Origin of the sequence: Caballeronia glathei (assembly GCF_000698595.1) — a bacterium.
In the GTDB taxonomy this organism is placed as follows: Bacteria; Pseudomonadota; Gammaproteobacteria; order Burkholderiales; family Burkholderiaceae; genus Caballeronia; species Caballeronia glathei.
The window spans coordinates 34,989-47,511 of the sequence record NZ_JFHC01000064.1 but is presented as its reverse complement, the minus strand read 5'-3'; the positions used below and the strand labels follow the sequence as shown (position 1 = coordinate 47,511).

The 12,523-nt window shown below is 57.4% G+C and carries 28 protein-coding genes; 13 read left to right on the top strand and 15 right to left on the bottom strand.

Annotated features, from left to right (window positions below):
* The 15 genes from BG61_RS29925 to BG61_RS44205 form a co-directional block, all read right to left on the bottom strand.
* The coding region (locus BG61_RS29925) for a hypothetical protein (RefSeq protein WP_035942512.1) at positions 1-951 on the bottom strand (951 nt) is incomplete at its 3' end.
* Positions 944-1,429, bottom strand: coding sequence for a phiTE_015 family protein (locus tag BG61_RS29920; RefSeq protein WP_035931507.1), 486 nt, complete (start codon positions 1,427-1,429; stop codon positions 944-946). The genes BG61_RS29925 and BG61_RS29920, both read right to left, overlap by 8 nt.
* Positions 1,426-1,788 (bottom strand): hypothetical protein, encoded by a 363-nt coding sequence (locus tag BG61_RS29915; protein WP_035942511.1) that lies wholly within the window; start codon positions 1,786-1,788, stop codon positions 1,426-1,428. Before BG61_RS29915 ends, BG61_RS29920 begins: the two co-directional genes overlap by 4 nt.
* On the bottom strand, positions 1,785-1,964 hold the full coding sequence (locus BG61_RS29910; RefSeq protein WP_035942510.1) for a hypothetical protein: 180 nt from the start codon (positions 1,962-1,964) through the stop codon (positions 1,785-1,787). The genes BG61_RS29915 and BG61_RS29910 overlap by 4 nt, the downstream gene beginning before the upstream one ends.
* Complete coding sequence (locus tag BG61_RS29905) at positions 1,961-2,605, bottom strand: hypothetical protein (RefSeq protein ID WP_035931501.1); 645 nt, start codon at positions 2,603-2,605, stop codon at positions 1,961-1,963. Before BG61_RS29905 ends, BG61_RS29910 begins: the two co-directional genes overlap by 4 nt.
* Positions 2,606-2,639: 34 nt before the next feature.
* Positions 2,640-2,927 carry a hypothetical protein gene (locus BG61_RS42245; protein ID WP_129572145.1) on the bottom strand — a complete coding sequence of 96 codons (288 nt, stop codon included), beginning with the start codon at positions 2,925-2,927 and terminating at the stop codon, positions 2,640-2,642.
* Positions 2,924-3,076, bottom strand: a complete 153-nt coding sequence (locus tag BG61_RS42995; RefSeq protein WP_161783714.1) for a hypothetical protein — start codon at positions 3,074-3,076, stop codon at positions 2,924-2,926. The genes BG61_RS42245 and BG61_RS42995 overlap by 4 nt, the downstream gene beginning before the upstream one ends.
* The gene (locus tag BG61_RS44710) at positions 3,073-3,207 is read right to left on the bottom strand and encodes a hypothetical protein (RefSeq protein ID WP_267908592.1); all 135 of its coding nucleotides are present in this window, start codon (positions 3,205-3,207) and stop codon (positions 3,073-3,075) included. Before BG61_RS44710 ends, BG61_RS42995 begins: the two co-directional genes overlap by 4 nt.
* Before the next feature lie 103 nt (positions 3,208-3,310).
* Positions 3,311-3,481: a hypothetical protein gene (locus tag BG61_RS43400; protein WP_169743326.1), complete on the bottom strand. Its 171-nt coding sequence runs from the start codon at positions 3,479-3,481 to the stop codon at positions 3,311-3,313.
* 76 nt (positions 3,482-3,557) lie between these two features.
* Positions 3,558-4,148, bottom strand: a complete 591-nt coding sequence (locus tag BG61_RS29895; protein WP_232256155.1) for a hypothetical protein — start codon at positions 4,146-4,148, stop codon at positions 3,558-3,560.
* Entirely contained in the window at positions 4,129-4,680 is a 552-nt protein-coding gene (locus tag BG61_RS29890) for a hypothetical protein (RefSeq protein WP_051672874.1), read from the bottom strand. Before BG61_RS29890 ends, BG61_RS29895 begins: the two co-directional genes overlap by 20 nt.
* Positions 4,681-4,798: 118 nt before the next feature.
* Positions 4,799-5,005, bottom strand: a complete 207-nt coding sequence (locus BG61_RS29885) for a hypothetical protein (protein WP_035942509.1) — start codon at positions 5,003-5,005, stop codon at positions 4,799-4,801.
* A gap of 236 nt (positions 5,006-5,241) precedes the next feature.
* Positions 5,242-5,394, bottom strand: coding sequence for a hypothetical protein (locus tag BG61_RS43395; protein ID WP_169743324.1), 153 nt, complete (start codon positions 5,392-5,394; stop codon positions 5,242-5,244).
* 167 nt (positions 5,395-5,561) lie between these two features.
* Positions 5,562-5,774: a hypothetical protein gene (locus tag BG61_RS29880; RefSeq protein WP_035931478.1), complete on the bottom strand. Its 213-nt coding sequence runs from the start codon at positions 5,772-5,774 to the stop codon at positions 5,562-5,564.
* A 4-nt stretch (positions 5,775-5,778) separates the two neighbouring features.
* Entirely contained in the window at positions 5,779-6,888 is a 1,110-nt protein-coding gene (locus BG61_RS44205) for an XRE family transcriptional regulator (protein WP_232256152.1), read from the bottom strand.
* Between the two features lie 34 nt (positions 6,889-6,922).
* Here BG61_RS44205 and BG61_RS29865 point away from each other — a divergent pair, with 34 nt between their 5' ends.
* The 13 genes from BG61_RS29865 to BG61_RS29805 all read left to right on the top strand — a co-directional run bounded on the left by BG61_RS29865 (position 6,923) and on the right by BG61_RS29805 (position 12,505).
* A complete protein-coding gene (locus tag BG61_RS29865) occupies positions 6,923-7,147 on the top strand; it encodes a hypothetical protein (protein ID WP_035931462.1) in 225 nt (74 codons plus the stop codon).
* Positions 7,148-7,481: 334 nt separating this feature from the next.
* Positions 7,482-8,318: a helix-turn-helix domain-containing protein gene (locus BG61_RS39455; protein ID WP_051672872.1), complete on the top strand. Its 837-nt coding sequence runs from the start codon at positions 7,482-7,484 to the stop codon at positions 8,316-8,318.
* 106 nt (positions 8,319-8,424) lie between these two features.
* Complete coding sequence (locus BG61_RS29850; protein WP_129572144.1) at positions 8,425-8,922, top strand: hypothetical protein; 498 nt, start codon at positions 8,425-8,427, stop codon at positions 8,920-8,922.
* 151 nt (positions 8,923-9,073) lie between these two features.
* Positions 9,074-9,394: a hypothetical protein gene (locus tag BG61_RS29845; RefSeq protein WP_035931454.1), complete on the top strand. Its 321-nt coding sequence runs from the start codon at positions 9,074-9,076 to the stop codon at positions 9,392-9,394.
* A gap of 4 nt (positions 9,395-9,398) precedes the next feature.
* Positions 9,399-9,914 (top strand): HNH endonuclease, encoded by a 516-nt coding sequence (locus tag BG61_RS39450; RefSeq protein ID WP_051672870.1) that lies wholly within the window; start codon positions 9,399-9,401, stop codon positions 9,912-9,914.
* A gap of 16 nt (positions 9,915-9,930) precedes the next feature.
* Positions 9,931-10,428 carry a hypothetical protein gene (locus BG61_RS29835; protein ID WP_035931452.1) on the top strand — a complete coding sequence of 166 codons (498 nt, stop codon included), beginning with the start codon at positions 9,931-9,933 and terminating at the stop codon, positions 10,426-10,428.
* On the top strand, positions 10,425-10,586 hold the full coding sequence (locus tag BG61_RS42990) for a hypothetical protein (protein ID WP_161783712.1): 162 nt from the start codon (positions 10,425-10,427) through the stop codon (positions 10,584-10,586). Before BG61_RS29835 ends, BG61_RS42990 begins: the two co-directional genes overlap by 4 nt.
* A 79-nt stretch (positions 10,587-10,665) precedes the next feature.
* Positions 10,666-11,037 (top strand): hypothetical protein, encoded by a 372-nt coding sequence (locus BG61_RS29830; RefSeq protein WP_035931450.1) that lies wholly within the window; start codon positions 10,666-10,668, stop codon positions 11,035-11,037.
* On the top strand, positions 11,034-11,228 hold the full coding sequence (locus BG61_RS29825; protein WP_035931448.1) for a hypothetical protein: 195 nt from the start codon (positions 11,034-11,036) through the stop codon (positions 11,226-11,228). The genes BG61_RS29830 and BG61_RS29825 overlap by 4 nt, the downstream gene beginning before the upstream one ends.
* Positions 11,225-11,590 (top strand): hypothetical protein, encoded by a 366-nt coding sequence (locus tag BG61_RS42985; protein ID WP_035931446.1) that lies wholly within the window; start codon positions 11,225-11,227, stop codon positions 11,588-11,590. The genes BG61_RS29825 and BG61_RS42985 overlap by 4 nt, the downstream gene beginning before the upstream one ends.
* Positions 11,587-12,012 carry a recombination protein NinB gene (locus tag BG61_RS42980; protein WP_035931443.1) on the top strand — a complete coding sequence of 142 codons (426 nt, stop codon included), beginning with the start codon at positions 11,587-11,589 and terminating at the stop codon, positions 12,010-12,012. The genes BG61_RS42985 and BG61_RS42980 overlap by 4 nt, the downstream gene beginning before the upstream one ends.
* Positions 12,009-12,194 carry a hypothetical protein gene (locus BG61_RS29810; RefSeq protein ID WP_035931434.1) on the top strand — a complete coding sequence of 62 codons (186 nt, stop codon included), beginning with the start codon at positions 12,009-12,011 and terminating at the stop codon, positions 12,192-12,194. The genes BG61_RS42980 and BG61_RS29810 overlap by 4 nt, the downstream gene beginning before the upstream one ends.
* The gene (locus tag BG61_RS29805) at positions 12,191-12,505 is read left to right on the top strand and encodes a DUF968 domain-containing protein (protein WP_051672869.1); all 315 of its coding nucleotides are present in this window, start codon (positions 12,191-12,193) and stop codon (positions 12,503-12,505) included. The genes BG61_RS29810 and BG61_RS29805 overlap by 4 nt, the downstream gene beginning before the upstream one ends.
* Positions 12,506-12,523: the final 18 nt, after the last annotated feature.

Below are 12,523 nucleotides of genomic sequence, written 5' to 3'. Positions count from 1 at the left end.
CACCCCCTTAGCCTGCAATGCCGCGTCGATAGCGGCGATACCGAGTGCAGCGCGATCTCGCCACATGGCGAACCGGATGCGATCGATCATATCCATGTAGTAGCCTTTCTCGGCGTTCCACTTCCCGACAGCCCAGCAGTGGCCCTTGCAATACGCCTCGTAGAGCTTGCGCTCGTGCTCACTGTGAGGCGCGCCTTTCTCGCCCATTGCCTCGGCCTGCGCTTCGGTTGGCTCCAGCCGCATCGCGGGGGCGGAGAAACGATCCGCAAACTCACGCATCCTACGGCGCGCGTCATCGGCATATTCGCCTTTGATTTTCATGCGCATTTGCGGGGTATCGAAAGCGCCCTTGAACGCCAGATATGCTTGGGCAAAATCCAGCCGCATCGCATCTATGTCGGCGCTGCTCGCAGGAGTGGCTGCTAGCGCCTTCATGTGAACTCGGCCCCCAATGTAATGCCAGTCCACGCGTGCGCCGGTGGCCGCCGAAATCCCCGCGCATATCTCGTTGGCGGTGTGCTTGGGGATGTCGAACAGGCCGATGGACTGGCCCTTCTCGAAGACATCCTGCGCGCAGACTTCCGTCGATAGCACGGGATTCGCCCCCGCTGTGTCGGTGCTGTGCTGGGGGGCGGCGTAGAGCTTCGTGCCATCACCGATTTCAGGCCAGTTGATGTACGGGTGGAAGTACCAGCCCTCGAAGGAGCTGTGAGTTATTTCGCCGACTGCCTCCCCGCTGCTCTTGCCGCACTCGGCTTGCGTCGTCTTGCACTTCTCGCACAGTTGCACGCCTTCGTAATACGGGACGAACTTGTGGGCGCACTCGGCTTGCGCATCGCTCACAGTGCGGCGGGCGGCTTGACAAATTCTCTCGAACATATCTAGCTTGAAGACATCCGAACCGGACATGTAGGCGGAATACTCTCGGAACAGTTTTTCGCGCTCAGTCATTGCCCGCTCCCTTGTTCACTGCCTGTTCGATGGCGCGCTCAAGGCGCTGTTTGTGTGCCCGAAGCGACCGGACAATCGGTGTCTTGTCCAGATAGTTTCCCGGCGCACGTTCGGTGATCAGATCAAGCTGCCGCTCAAGCGTCTTGATGGTCAAGTCGATGGCATCCGTCAGCGCACGCGGGGCGCACTCGGCTTGCGTATCGCGCACAGTGCGGCGGGCGGCTTGCCAAGCTTGCCACATGCGATCTGCGGCAATATCGGCGTACCCTGACATGGTGCGACCAAAAGTCATTGGACTGTTCAATCGACTATTAAACCAGTGTTCAAACTTTTCTCGCTCAGTCATTTGCTCTGCACCCTTGCCATCATTCGCTAGAAGGGCACGGGCGAATCTGATAACATCGGCTTCGTCGCCGTAAGCATCAGCATCAAAGCCGGTAACGTGAAGCCAAAGTTCTTTAATCTGTTCGTCGTTCATTTCATCCCCTGAATAAGAGCGCGGATTGCTTGCAGTGCGTTCGCATAATGGTTGGCCCATCCGGGTTCTTTGCCCGCGTCTTTTGCGGCTTGGTACGCGCGCTCAATGCCGCGAAGCTCCGAATCCTTGCCGCCATCCGGCGCGTCAGACGATATAGCGGCGCGGGCATCCCATGCTTTCCTCGCTACGTCACACATCGAATTGACGAACCGAACGCCGTGCGACTCCGAAATCAGCCCTTCATCGCGCGCCCATGTCTCGAAGCGCTCACGTTCCGCTGCTACGTCTGCGCGGTCATTGCACACATTGCAGCCGTCGCAGCCTCGTGCGGCGCAGATCAACTTGTTTCGTTCTGTCACTTTCCACTCCTTGCGATCAGCACGCTGCCGATCCTGATTTCCACCGGTTGCCCGGCCAGTGTTGAGAACAGAGCCGCGCTCGCCGCTACCGCCTCATGCAGCAGCACGCTAGTCGGCATATTTGCGTTGCATAGCGCTCGTAGGTGAGTGAGAGCGGCGGTCTTTGTGGGGGTCATGCGGCGATTTCCTGCTTAGCCGCGTCATACTGGCGGATCGCCCAGGCGATCGCGTACAGGTTCCAGATGAAGCGGAACGTGTATTCCTTGCAGTTCCACTCCCAGCAATCCTCGAAGAGGCGCGGGAAGTCTTTCGATGAGAAATCCATCAATCGACTAAACGCGATGTCTTCGCGGTCGTCTTCCACGTAGGCGAAGACGTCGTCGTTGATGTCCCGCCACAGATCGGCGCGCTGCTCGGCCGTCGTCTCGCGCCCTTCGAGGTATCCGTCGACGCGCTCCTTCACGCGCTGCTTGAAAGACGATCCGGAGAAACGCTCTACAGCGCCACGACCGTATCCGTCGCTGCTGACTGCCTGAAGCTTCTCTGCCCAGTAGCCGGTGTTGATGTAAAGCTTCTTCGGGTCGTTGCCGCGGTCGACGCGGAAGAACGAGAACATGTCCGTCGTACGCGAGAAGACGTACGTGCCGCAGTCGCCGCGGATCAGCAGCGCGCCCGGCCACGTCAGAATCTCGAACCAGTAGCAACTGTCGCCGTCCGCTGCGCGGAACTTGATGTGCCGGTCGACGCCGTCGTCGCGCACGATGGTCATCTTGTGTTGCGCGATGTCGCGCTCAAATCGTTGCTGATCGCAGCTCATGATTTCTCTCTATCGTGTCCGGCGCTGTGCGCCATTATTCGGCGGTTGCTTTGCGGATTGCGGCGAGAGCTGCCTCATAAACCGGGCGCTCTTTGCAAATCGATGACGGAATAGCATGAGCATCAACCATTGCCTGCAGCGCTTCGAGCAACTCAGGAGCGGCGGCTATCAGGCGTGCATTCGCTTCCATTTGCTCAGGCACTTCAGTAGCGCCACACCAGGCGACCTCTTGCAGAACGCCGGGGCGCACCTTGCCTTCTACATATCGACTCAATCCTGTTCCAGTGACGAACCACGGTCCAGGCGTATGTTTCTCGCTCATTCCATTTCTCCTCGTACCGGCCACTTCACATTGCGCCGCGCTTCTTCCGTCCACTTACCAGTGCGCCGTGCTCGCTTGGCTCCATGCACAAACAGGCAGATGAACAGGCAGACGAGCGCCCATATACCCGCGACGATCAGCGTGCTCACGTCGTCAGCCCATTGCATCGAACGACCGAACAGCGCTCGATCTGAGCCGCGCGGTAGTCCATTTCTGCGCCAAGGGCGAGATAGGCGCTCGCGACGATCAGCGTCACCGCCCAAATCTTGATAATCCCCATCACGCACCTCCCGCAGCCAAGAAGACGACCAGATACCAAAAGCACCCGACTCCTACGCCGGTAAGACCGACGATCAGCCCGTTTTTCTGAGCGATGGTCATCGTTAGCTCCAGAATCCGCACCACACGCCGAAGCCGTGGACAATGCCGACCGGGAAGAAGATCGCGCCAGCAATCAACAGTCCCCACGAGTGCGAGATGAAGCAGTCTGCAATGTGCGTAAGCCACGCAGCGACGACAGCCAAGGCAATCGAAATACCAACAAATGAGCCCATGTCCACTCCCCAAGTTATCTGGCCGGTTTTGGCGCCCGGATTCGAACGCTATGGATCACCGGAAACCTCAGAACGATTACGCGTGCTCGGTTGCGATCAACTCGACAACCTCGTCGAAATACGCTCGGGCGGCTTCGACCTTCTGCTTGATCTTTTCTTCGAGTGCCCGGTCCCGTTGGTACGGAACCCGAGTCACACGAAGCGCCGGGTCGATGTGATCCACGTAATGGATCTCGGTCGGCTCGAAGCGGATCAGTTCATCGGGCGTCGTCACCATGCAGTAGGCAATCTCTGCCTCGTCTCGGTCCCACAGAAGCATGTAGCCGCGGAGCTGCCACTCGTAGTCCTTGTCCCGGCCGGCGCGTATCGTGGTGGGGAAGGTCGGGAGCGACCACGACGACTTGATGTCGATGATCTTGCTTCCGGTGTCGATATCGCATTCACCGGTCAGCCAGTCGTTCGTCTTGCGCTCCGTGTTCTTCGTGTAGCTGGTGAACAGCACATCGTTCAGCAGGGCGATGGACGTGTTCTCTACGATGATTCCCTTGTCCATTTCCTTGCTCCCGATGGTCTTCGTGTAGCCGTACACGAACTCGCTTGCCAGATCCTCGACGTACGTCTTCGCGCCGACCGACAGAACCTCATCCTTACCCTTCGGCTCCGTCATGATTCGGCTCAGCGACGAACATCTGATCTTCAGCATCACTTCCCTCCATCGCGGCCTTGACCGCATCGTTGACCTTCTTTTCCTGCTCGGCGGTCAGATCAAACTGCGCATTGAGCTTTTCCGTGGTGTACTGCCCCGCGAGAATCGACTTGATCGCCTTGTCCAGCCTGGATTCGTCTATCCGCTTCCTGGCTGGCTTCGCAACGGTCGGTCGTATTCGAAGGCACTCCACCGTCTCGCCGAAGGCCCGCGTCGTGCTGGCGAACAGTGTTATCCGCTTCCCTGACCATTCTTCGATGTACGGCCCGTAGAGCTTCTGGATCGACTTCGAATTCGTGTTGTTCAGAATCAGCGGCTTCTGGCCGACCAGATGAGCGACGGTGCATTCCTCCTTCTTTCCGTCCGCTCCTGAGACTTGTTCGCGCTGCACGTAATCGATGGTCACCGTCAAGTCTTCATCCGGATTCAGTGCATACGCGCCGATGTAGTCCGGATTTATCAGCTTCTTCCAATGCGTCAGTTGCTTGTCCATATGCGGCACTCCTTTGGCCGAATTCCGACAGTTTCAGATTTGCACTACTAATCGCAACGTTTTCAAGGATGAAAGCTGATATACAACTTGCATCGATCAAAACGCTGCGTGTTCCTGCTTATTCCGCGTCGTGCCCGTCGCGCCAGTCGAGAACCTTGTCGGCGAATTCGAACAGGTGCCACCACGTGTCGTTGTTCATCTTGACTTGGAACATGTCGATGTCCGGATTCAGATGCGCCACCGCCATTACTTCATCGCCGAAATCGTCCGTCGAAACTTGGATGGACACATAAGGCCGGGTGTCGTAGTAGGGGCTAATCTGCATCGCTCACCTCAGTTCAGTTTGTCGGTCCATCCGGTCGAAGTGCTCGTCCGAATGGTCATCGGTTGCTTCGTACTCGTCGTCCAGCTCGGCAAGCTCTTTGTCGTACAGCCACTCGCCTAGCCTCGTAACACCCTGAGGCGTGCATCCGTATTTCATGGCGTCACCCGTAGATCACATCGAACACGAACAGCACAGCGCAGAACGCAGCCAGAACAATCACGATGTTCGCGTCCATCTCAGCAACCCTCCCGCGTGTCGCGCAGGCCGTCCGAGATCAGACGGGCGGCTACTTCATGGAGCAGCTTTTCAACCAGCGCGCCGGCGCCACCTTCGGCGAGACGCTTCAGTTCGATCAGGTCTTCAGCAAGTACGCTCATCTCGGTCTCCATGTCGCTGTTCGTTCAGCGCATGGATGTACTCTACACAAGCAACGCTTGTATTGCAAGAGGCTCTTGCAAGAGAAGGCAAAATTTTTTTAGCGCAGCCCCTCTAACATTGCGCGACGCAACAAAAAACCCCGCTCAAGGCGGGGTTCTTGGGGCGCTTACTTGTACTGTTATTCGACTTCGATCGACATCGGGCAGATCGTGCCGAAGGGGTAAAGCTTGGTGAATTCTTGGCCGCTGTACTGGAAGTGGCAGCGAACCACCGTTTGTCCAGTCACGGTCTGCACCAACTCTTGTTGGCCGGTCGAATATGCTGTGACGGCGAATGCGTGCGCATTTGTCGCGGCTGCGAGGGCTATTATCGATGTGATTATTTTCTTCATATGATTACATCCGGTGCTTGATTTTACGGGCCGGGACGTAATGCGCAACGTAGTACATCCAGGTGATTTCCTCCGGCTGATAAAGGAGAGTGCCCGGCTCATTATATGAAGCGAGTTGGATACCTCCGCGGCGAGAAATAAGTCGTTTCAACATGGTTTCGCCGGTGTTCAGTCGCACCAGCACGTCATCTTCGATTTCCGGCGCCGTGCCGGGCTCTACAAAGGCGAAGTCGCCAGGATTGAACTTCGGCACCATTGAAGTACCGACAATCGGCGATAGAAAGGCATGCGGATCGGTCGTCGCCAACTCCGCATACTCATCGGTAGCTCCCACAGGATAATCCCCGTCCGTCCAGATTCGTTCAGGTAATCCGCCTTGTGCTCGCCCAACCACGAACACTCTGCGGAAGTTTTTAACGTCTACAGAATAGCGCAATGGCACAGCCTGCGCGCTACTTTCGGTAACGTTTGCGCCTTCGGATTCCGTCGATACGCTAGATTGACCTGTTTTTGTCTGCGGTGATTCCCCGAACAAGAGGTATTCCCGGGTTGTATTCAACGCTTCAGCAATTGCTTCAATTCTTTTTATGCTCGGCGTCGTTTTCCCCTTTTCCCATTGCTGAACGGTCTGCCATGACACGCCGAGACGGGCCGCAAGCGACTCCAGCGAGAGCTCTGCGGCTGCTCGCAATTCTTTGATTCTGGTGTGGATTGTCATATCCGCAATGCTAGCTGCAAGCGTTACTTGCGAAAATGCAAGAGGTGCTTGCAACACAAGCGGTACTTGTATAGAATGGTCTCCATGCACACCACTATCAAGTCCGTCATGACCCAAACCAACGATTCCCTCGAACGTGCCATCAAGCACTTCGGAACCTTGAGCGCTATGGCTCGGGCGCTGGAGCTGTCCGGGTATCAGGTCATCCAGGAGTGGCGAAAGCAAGGTCGCGTCCCGGCTGAGCACTGCTCCGCCGTCGAGGCGCACACCGGAGTCATGAGCGAGATGCTCAACGACCGGATCGACTGGACCTACTACCGGCGCACCGGAAAGATCGCCGCCTGATTTCCTTCTGGCTAGTTTCATGAGCCGGATCTTCTTTTGCGTCAATTTCATGTTGTTCTTTTTTTAACGAAAGGAGGTAAAGCAAATGTCTCGACGTGCTGAGTTCCGAAACGAAGTTAAGACCCGTCTGGAAGACCCGGTGTACGAAGGCATGCAGGCGTACAAAGCCCTGTATGGCATCGACTCGGATTCCGCGGCCCTGGCTCGCATCACGAAGCTGTTTCTGTTTGGCACTGTTGGCACTTTGCCTGCGAACCTCCTTGGGGTCAGTGCAGACGTGGCCCAAAACGGGTCCCGCATCGCAGCATGACCAATAGCACGACCAACTTGGCAGCTGAGCTCCCAATCCCTGAAGCGGGGGAATTGGTGTCTCGGGCTATCCAAATGGGCGTGTCGATGCAGATTTACATTGGGTACCACGTCCTGCGCTCAGCATATGGGCCGTTGCACCCGGTAGTTGTTCAGTTTGAAGCAGCCCACTTTGGGCGGTGACGGGGCCTAAAAACTAAACGGTCGACCACGATCGGATGAAGCAGTAATAAAAGCCGCTTTCCAATAGGCGCCTTCTATTTCTACTTTTCAGTACAACTAACGCCTGAAGGCGGTAGGGGCCTTGTGTGAGCATTCAAGCAATGAGTTGGGCGATGGAGCAGCAGATCGTGACGGACGCATCGGCGCGTCACGTTCTGCTGTGTCTCGCCAATTACGCCGACCATGATGGAAAGGCTGCATTCCCGTCGACTGCGAAGCTCGAACGGGACACTGGGCTTTCCGAAAGCACGATCCGACGCAAGCTCGACTCACTTGAGGAGTTGGGAATGATTGCAAAGGGCAATCAGTCGATCGTCGCCGCTTATATCGATCGCGCCGACAAGCGTCCCATCTGCTACGACATTCAGATGAAAAAGCCGGGTGGCACGGTGAACCCCCGTTCAGAGCGGGGTGTCACGGTGACGCCGACGGGGTGTCATGGTGAAGCTAACGGGGTGTCAATGACGCAGGAACGGGGTAGCACGGTGACACCCAATACGTCCTTTAACCCGTCCTTTAATCCACCCTTAAACCAAAAGCGTTCCAGCGACCGTGCTGACGCACTCGTCGCCGGCGCCGAAAAGAAGGCTTCGACGCTGACAGGCGAGACGTGGAATGCATACGAATCGGCTTACGAGCGTCGATACGGGACGAAGCCGGTACGAAACGCCACTGTCAACGCCCAGGTTGCCAACTTCGTGAAGCGTCTTGGCGGAACTGAGTCGCCCGCGGTCGCTGCGTTCTATGTCTCGCACAACAACCGGTTCTACGTGCAGACGATGCACAGCGCGGGCGCGATGGCGAAGGACGCAGAGAAGTTGCGCACAGAGTGGGCGACGAGCACCCGAGTCACCGAAACGAAGGCGCGTGAAGCCGACCGGCTCCAAACATCGGGCGATATGTGGTCCCGACTCATCGAACAAGCGGAGGTAGCAAATGGCGGCCGTTGATCTGATTCAAGCACTCGCGGCGACTGCCGAGTTGTGCGGAACGAACCTGAGCGAAGCGGCGGCAAAGATGCTGTTGACCGATCTCGCGGACTACGACGAGCGCGCGGTGCTGGTCGCGCTGTCGAAGTGCCGTCGCGAACTGAAGGGACGTCTGACGCTTGCCGAGATCATCTCGCGCATCGATGACGGCCGGCCGGGCGCAGAGGAAGCGTGGGCCGTTCTGCCGTTTGACGAAGGCACATCGGTCGTGTGGACCGAGGAAATGTCAAAGGCCTTCTGGGTTGCATATCCGCTCATCGAGGAAGGCGAAAAGGTCGCCGCGCGCATGGCGTTCAAGGAATCGTATCTGCGCCTTGTCGCTGAAGCGCGCGAGCATCGCATCCCCGCTCACTGGACGGCTTCTCTTGGTCACGACAAAGACGGCCGTCAGCCCGTCTTGGCGGCAGCAGTCGAGAAGGGACGCATTTCAAAGTCGCATGCATGCGCGCTGATTCCGAACTTTGAATCGGTCGACTCAGTTACGCCGTTGCTCGAATCGGCGAAGTCAAAAGAAGCTTTCGCATTGGCGGAACAGGTCATCAAACGCATCGGCGGCGGTAAGTGAGCATGAACTGCCGCAACTGCAAACACGCACAGGCTAAGACGGAAGCACGCGGGATGAACCAACTCGGTTTCCGCAACTGCAAGCACCTGCCGGTCTATCACTTCGTGGGCGGCGGCAACGTGTGCCGGATCGGCAAGTTCGAGGCGAAGGCGTGAAGCGCAGCCCGTCCGCATTGACTGCGGAACTGCTGAAAGAGCAGGGCTGGCTAGTTTGGACCGTAGAGCGCTGGATTCCAGGCGCGCGAATCCGAGTCGACCTGTTCGGGATTCTCGATCAGATCGCGATCAAGGACGGTGAGGTGATCGGATTGCAGCCTACGAGCTGGAGCAACGTGCCGGCCCGGGTGAAGAAGATAGCCGAGTCGGACCATATTGCCGAGGTCAGGAAATTGGGTTGGACGTTGCATGTGTATGGGTGGAAGTGGTGCCCCAAAACAAAGCAGTGGTTACACAAAATTGTTGACGTGAGCTAACGCGATGAAAGAAATCTGGCTTGGTTCTGCGAAAAATCCGCTTCTTATTGACGACTGCGATGAGGCTCTTGTGATGTCACGGGCTTGGCGTGTTGGGTCGCATGGCTACGCGCGGATCAACGTAAAGCAGGAAGGAAGGCAGACGACTGTACTTTTGCACCGCGCTCTGCTTGGGCTTATACCGGGCGACAAGCGAGAAGTCGATCACATCAATGGCAACAAGCTCGACAACCGACGCTTCAACCTTCGGGTGTGCGAGAAGGGGCAAAACGGCGCGAATCGCGGCAAGCAATCCAACAACCGGTCTGGTTTCAAGGGCGTCGAGTGGCACAAGGCGTCCCGCAAATGGTGCGCCCGCATTGGGTACAGGAACAAAAGCATTCATCTCGGGGTGTTCGATTCGCCCGAGTTGGCGCATGAGTTTTATTCGTTAGCTGCCGAGATGTTGCATGGTCAGTTCGCGAATGTTGGGGACGCGAAGGCAAAGGAATGGCGCCATCGCATTGTGGACGTGAGTTAGGGAACGGGGGTTCCAAATGGATCAGTGGTGGACTAACAGGGAAGTCGAGATCATCCGCAAGATTTGGTCTTCGACGGAAAGCATCGAGAGTCAAATGCATTTGCTTCCGAATCGGTCGCTTAAGGCGGCGAAGAACAAAGCGCGTGCGCTCGGGCTCGTCAAGGCTGTAGTTGAAAGGGAACTGATGCGCGATAAGGCGTTAGACCTCTTGGAGTTCTACGGGCCGATGTCGGCCGACAGGCTGATGGCTTTGATCCATCGATCCAGGCAAAACGCCGATTCGATTATCCGCCAACTCTACGATGAAAATCGCATCCACATCCACGGCTATGACGTGCTGATGCGCGCGAAGAAAAGCCGGATGGTCAAGGTATGGGCGGCCGGCGAGGGAAAGAACGCTAACGCGCCGAGGAAGCGCCAAAAGGTCGAGATTGCTGAAGTCCGGCAGGCCATCACGGTATCGCAGCCATTCCGTGACCCGTTCATCGAAGCCTTCTTTGGAGCAGCAGCATGAGACGAGCCCTGATTATCGGCGCCGATGGAATGTGCTTCGTTCTGCCGGCTCTGTACCTCGCGTACGTGAAGCAGAAATCCGAGTTCTCGGTGCGCAACGCGATCAAGAACGGCTGGAAATTCTGCGGCTACAAGATCGACTGGATGGAGCAGAAATGATCCCTGACAACTTTGATCCGCTCTATTTCGCGCTCGGCATCAGGCGCCGCGACTGGAACCAACCGACGCCGGTGAAGCAATGAACGACGAACAGAAAGCCGCGCTCGACTTGGCCGTGCTGAACCTCAAAACTCACGGCGACGATCAGTTGCTGCGCGCAGTGCAACCGTTGATTGAGTATTACGAAGCCCGCGCCCTTCTATCCGATGGCGGCAAGGGTGAGGCGGGATGCAGCATGGGCGTTGGTTGCGATGAGGCCGGAGTCTGCTACGCAATGGCTCACGGTCAGCCGGAACGATGTGCCGCCCCGCAAGCCGAGTGCGCCCCGCGTGCCCTGACGGATGAGCAGATTCACGAAATTTGGGTCAAATCGACCGCTCATACGATAAGTAGGCGGGTCGCTGTCGAATTCGCCCGCGCCATCGAACAGGCAGTGAGGGAGCCGAAATGACCGGCCGCGAGCAATTCGAAGCGAACTACGAAGAGCGCAAGCTTCCTCTCCTGTCGTCGGTGAAGGAGAGCCATTGGAATACATGGCAGGCCGCGCAGGAGGCGATTCTGTCGGCGCATGGGCCGGCGGTGATGCTCACGTGTCTCGACAACATCGCAATCATGCCGGCGCTTCCGGAGATTGTGAAATGAACGCCTGCAACGGCTGCGGTTCAGGCGGAACGACCCCGCACACGCACGATTGCCTGTTCGGTCACTTCCTCGACTACCAGAACTGGCGCGAACTCTCATGGGCGACGAAGCAACTGTTACGCGTCGCTTACGAGCATGCAGCTCGGGACGCTACGCCGAAATGGCGGCCGATCGATTCGGCTCCAATGGACGGCACGCCGCTGATGCTGTTCGCTCGTCACGTCGATGCCGAGGCGCCTATTCGCGTCGTGGGGTGGTACATCGATGGCGAGGGATGGATCGATTCAGCATTCCGCCCGAACAGGCCGCAGCGCCTAGCCCCTTCTCATTGGATGCCGCTTCTGGAGTTCCCGAAATCATGAGCGAGGTCCAGCGGTTCCGTCTTGTTCACCCCACAGCGCGGCAACTCGCCTCGCGCGCGTGTATCCAGGCTCCGGACGGATGGCTCGTCGAACTGAAGCCCGCCACGAAGTCCCGCGTTCAGGAAGCTCTCTATCACGCGATGTTCAGCGACATCGCCAAGCAAGTGCCATTCATGGGCGCCATGCGGGATAGCGAGACATGGAAGCGGCTCCTAGTCGATGCGTTCGCACGGATTAAGGCTGCTGAAGGCGATCCAGTACAGGGAATCGGTGCGATCGTACCGAACCTCGACGGGACGGGATTCGTGCAGCTCGGCGTGCAGACGCGCAAGTTCAGCAAGAAGCACGCTTCGGAGTTCATCGAATTCCTGCACGCGTGGTGCGCTGAGAAACAGGTGAGATTTTCCGGGAGTGGGGAATGATGGCAATCGGGTTTGTTATGTTTTCAGTCGCATGCTTAATGTCGTTCTTCGAGCCGTTCTTCGTCGAAAAGAGCGAAGGGACGCCGACATGGTATGCGGTTGTCGGCGTCATCTTTTGGGTAGGAGGCGCACTCGGGGTTATCGGTAGCTTCGGAGCCATCCTCTGGAAGCTGTTCCCATGACAGCCCGGCTGATCGGCATCCCCAAGCCGCAGACCTTCCGCTCGGAGAAGTTGCGCCGGGCGGTGGCGACGTTGCCGTGCCAGGCATGCGGACGCAGCGGCTCTACTCAGGCGGCACACGCCAACATGGGTAAGGGAATGGGAATCAAGGCGAGCGATGCATTGGTCGCGGCTCTCTGCACCAAGTGCCACTCGGAACTGGATCAGGGCGGCAAGATGAGCAAAGTTGCGCGCCGTGAGTTCGAAGCCGAGATGGTTCTCAAGACTTATGTCGCATTAATAGAGGCAGGCGTCATCGGTGTGTTGAAATGAAGTGTAAAATATGCATAC

What these genes read in the sequence shown, in the direction of transcription:
- BG61_RS29920 (WP_035931507.1), bottom strand. Translation starts at nt 1,429, where the DNA reads ATGAACGACGAACAGATTAAAGAACTTTGGCTTCACGTTACCGGCTTT.
- BG61_RS29910 (WP_035942510.1), bottom strand. Translation starts at nt 1,964, where the DNA reads ATGACCCCCACAAAGACCGCCGCTCTCACTCACCTACGAGCGCTATGC.
- BG61_RS29905 (WP_035931501.1), bottom strand. Translation starts at nt 2,605, where the DNA reads ATGAGCTGCGATCAGCAACGATTTGAGCGCGACATCGCGCAACACAAG.
- BG61_RS42245 (WP_129572145.1), bottom strand. Translation starts at nt 2,927, where the DNA reads ATGAGCGAGAAACATACGCCTGGACCGTGGTTCGTCACTGGAACAGGA.
- BG61_RS44710 (WP_267908592.1), bottom strand. Translation starts at nt 3,207, where the DNA reads ATGGGGATTATCAAGATTTGGGCGGTGACGCTGATCGTCGCGAGCGCC.
- BG61_RS43400 (WP_169743326.1), bottom strand. Translation starts at nt 3,481, where the DNA reads ATGGGCTCATTTGTTGGTATTTCGATTGCCTTGGCTGTCGTCGCTGCG.
- BG61_RS29895 (WP_232256155.1), bottom strand. Translation starts at nt 4,148, where the DNA reads ATGACGGAGCCGAAGGGTAAGGATGAGGTTCTGTCGGTCGGCGCGAAG.
- BG61_RS29890 (WP_051672874.1), bottom strand. Translation starts at nt 4,680, where the DNA reads ATGGACAAGCAACTGACGCATTGGAAGAAGCTGATAAATCCGGACTAC.
- BG61_RS29885 (WP_035942509.1), bottom strand. Translation starts at nt 5,005, where the DNA reads ATGCAGATTAGCCCCTACTACGACACCCGGCCTTATGTGTCCATCCAA.
- BG61_RS43395 (WP_169743324.1), bottom strand. Translation starts at nt 5,394, where the DNA reads ATGGAGACCGAGATGAGCGTACTTGCTGAAGACCTGATCGAACTGAAG.
- BG61_RS29880 (WP_035931478.1), bottom strand. Translation starts at nt 5,774, where the DNA reads ATGAAGAAAATAATCACATCGATAATAGCCCTCGCAGCCGCGACAAAT.
- BG61_RS44205 (WP_232256152.1), bottom strand. Translation starts at nt 6,888, where the DNA reads ATGAAATTGACGCAAAAGAAGATCCGGCTCATGAAACTAGCCAGAAGG.
- BG61_RS29865 (WP_035931462.1), top strand. Translation starts at nt 6,923, where the DNA reads ATGTCTCGACGTGCTGAGTTCCGAAACGAAGTTAAGACCCGTCTGGAA.
- BG61_RS39455 (WP_051672872.1), top strand. Translation starts at nt 7,482, where the DNA reads ATGGAGCAGCAGATCGTGACGGACGCATCGGCGCGTCACGTTCTGCTG.
- BG61_RS39450 (WP_051672870.1), top strand. Translation starts at nt 9,399, where the DNA reads ATGAAAGAAATCTGGCTTGGTTCTGCGAAAAATCCGCTTCTTATTGAC.
- BG61_RS29835 (WP_035931452.1), top strand. Translation starts at nt 9,931, where the DNA reads ATGGATCAGTGGTGGACTAACAGGGAAGTCGAGATCATCCGCAAGATT.
- BG61_RS42990 (WP_161783712.1), top strand. Translation starts at nt 10,425, where the DNA reads ATGAGACGAGCCCTGATTATCGGCGCCGATGGAATGTGCTTCGTTCTG.
- BG61_RS29830 (WP_035931450.1), top strand. Translation starts at nt 10,666, where the DNA reads ATGAACGACGAACAGAAAGCCGCGCTCGACTTGGCCGTGCTGAACCTC.
- BG61_RS29825 (WP_035931448.1), top strand. Translation starts at nt 11,034, where the DNA reads ATGACCGGCCGCGAGCAATTCGAAGCGAACTACGAAGAGCGCAAGCTT.
- BG61_RS42985 (WP_035931446.1), top strand. Translation starts at nt 11,225, where the DNA reads ATGAACGCCTGCAACGGCTGCGGTTCAGGCGGAACGACCCCGCACACG.
- BG61_RS42980 (WP_035931443.1), top strand. Translation starts at nt 11,587, where the DNA reads ATGAGCGAGGTCCAGCGGTTCCGTCTTGTTCACCCCACAGCGCGGCAA.
- BG61_RS29810 (WP_035931434.1), top strand. Translation starts at nt 12,009, where the DNA reads ATGATGGCAATCGGGTTTGTTATGTTTTCAGTCGCATGCTTAATGTCG.
- BG61_RS29805 (WP_051672869.1), top strand. Translation starts at nt 12,191, where the DNA reads ATGACAGCCCGGCTGATCGGCATCCCCAAGCCGCAGACCTTCCGCTCG.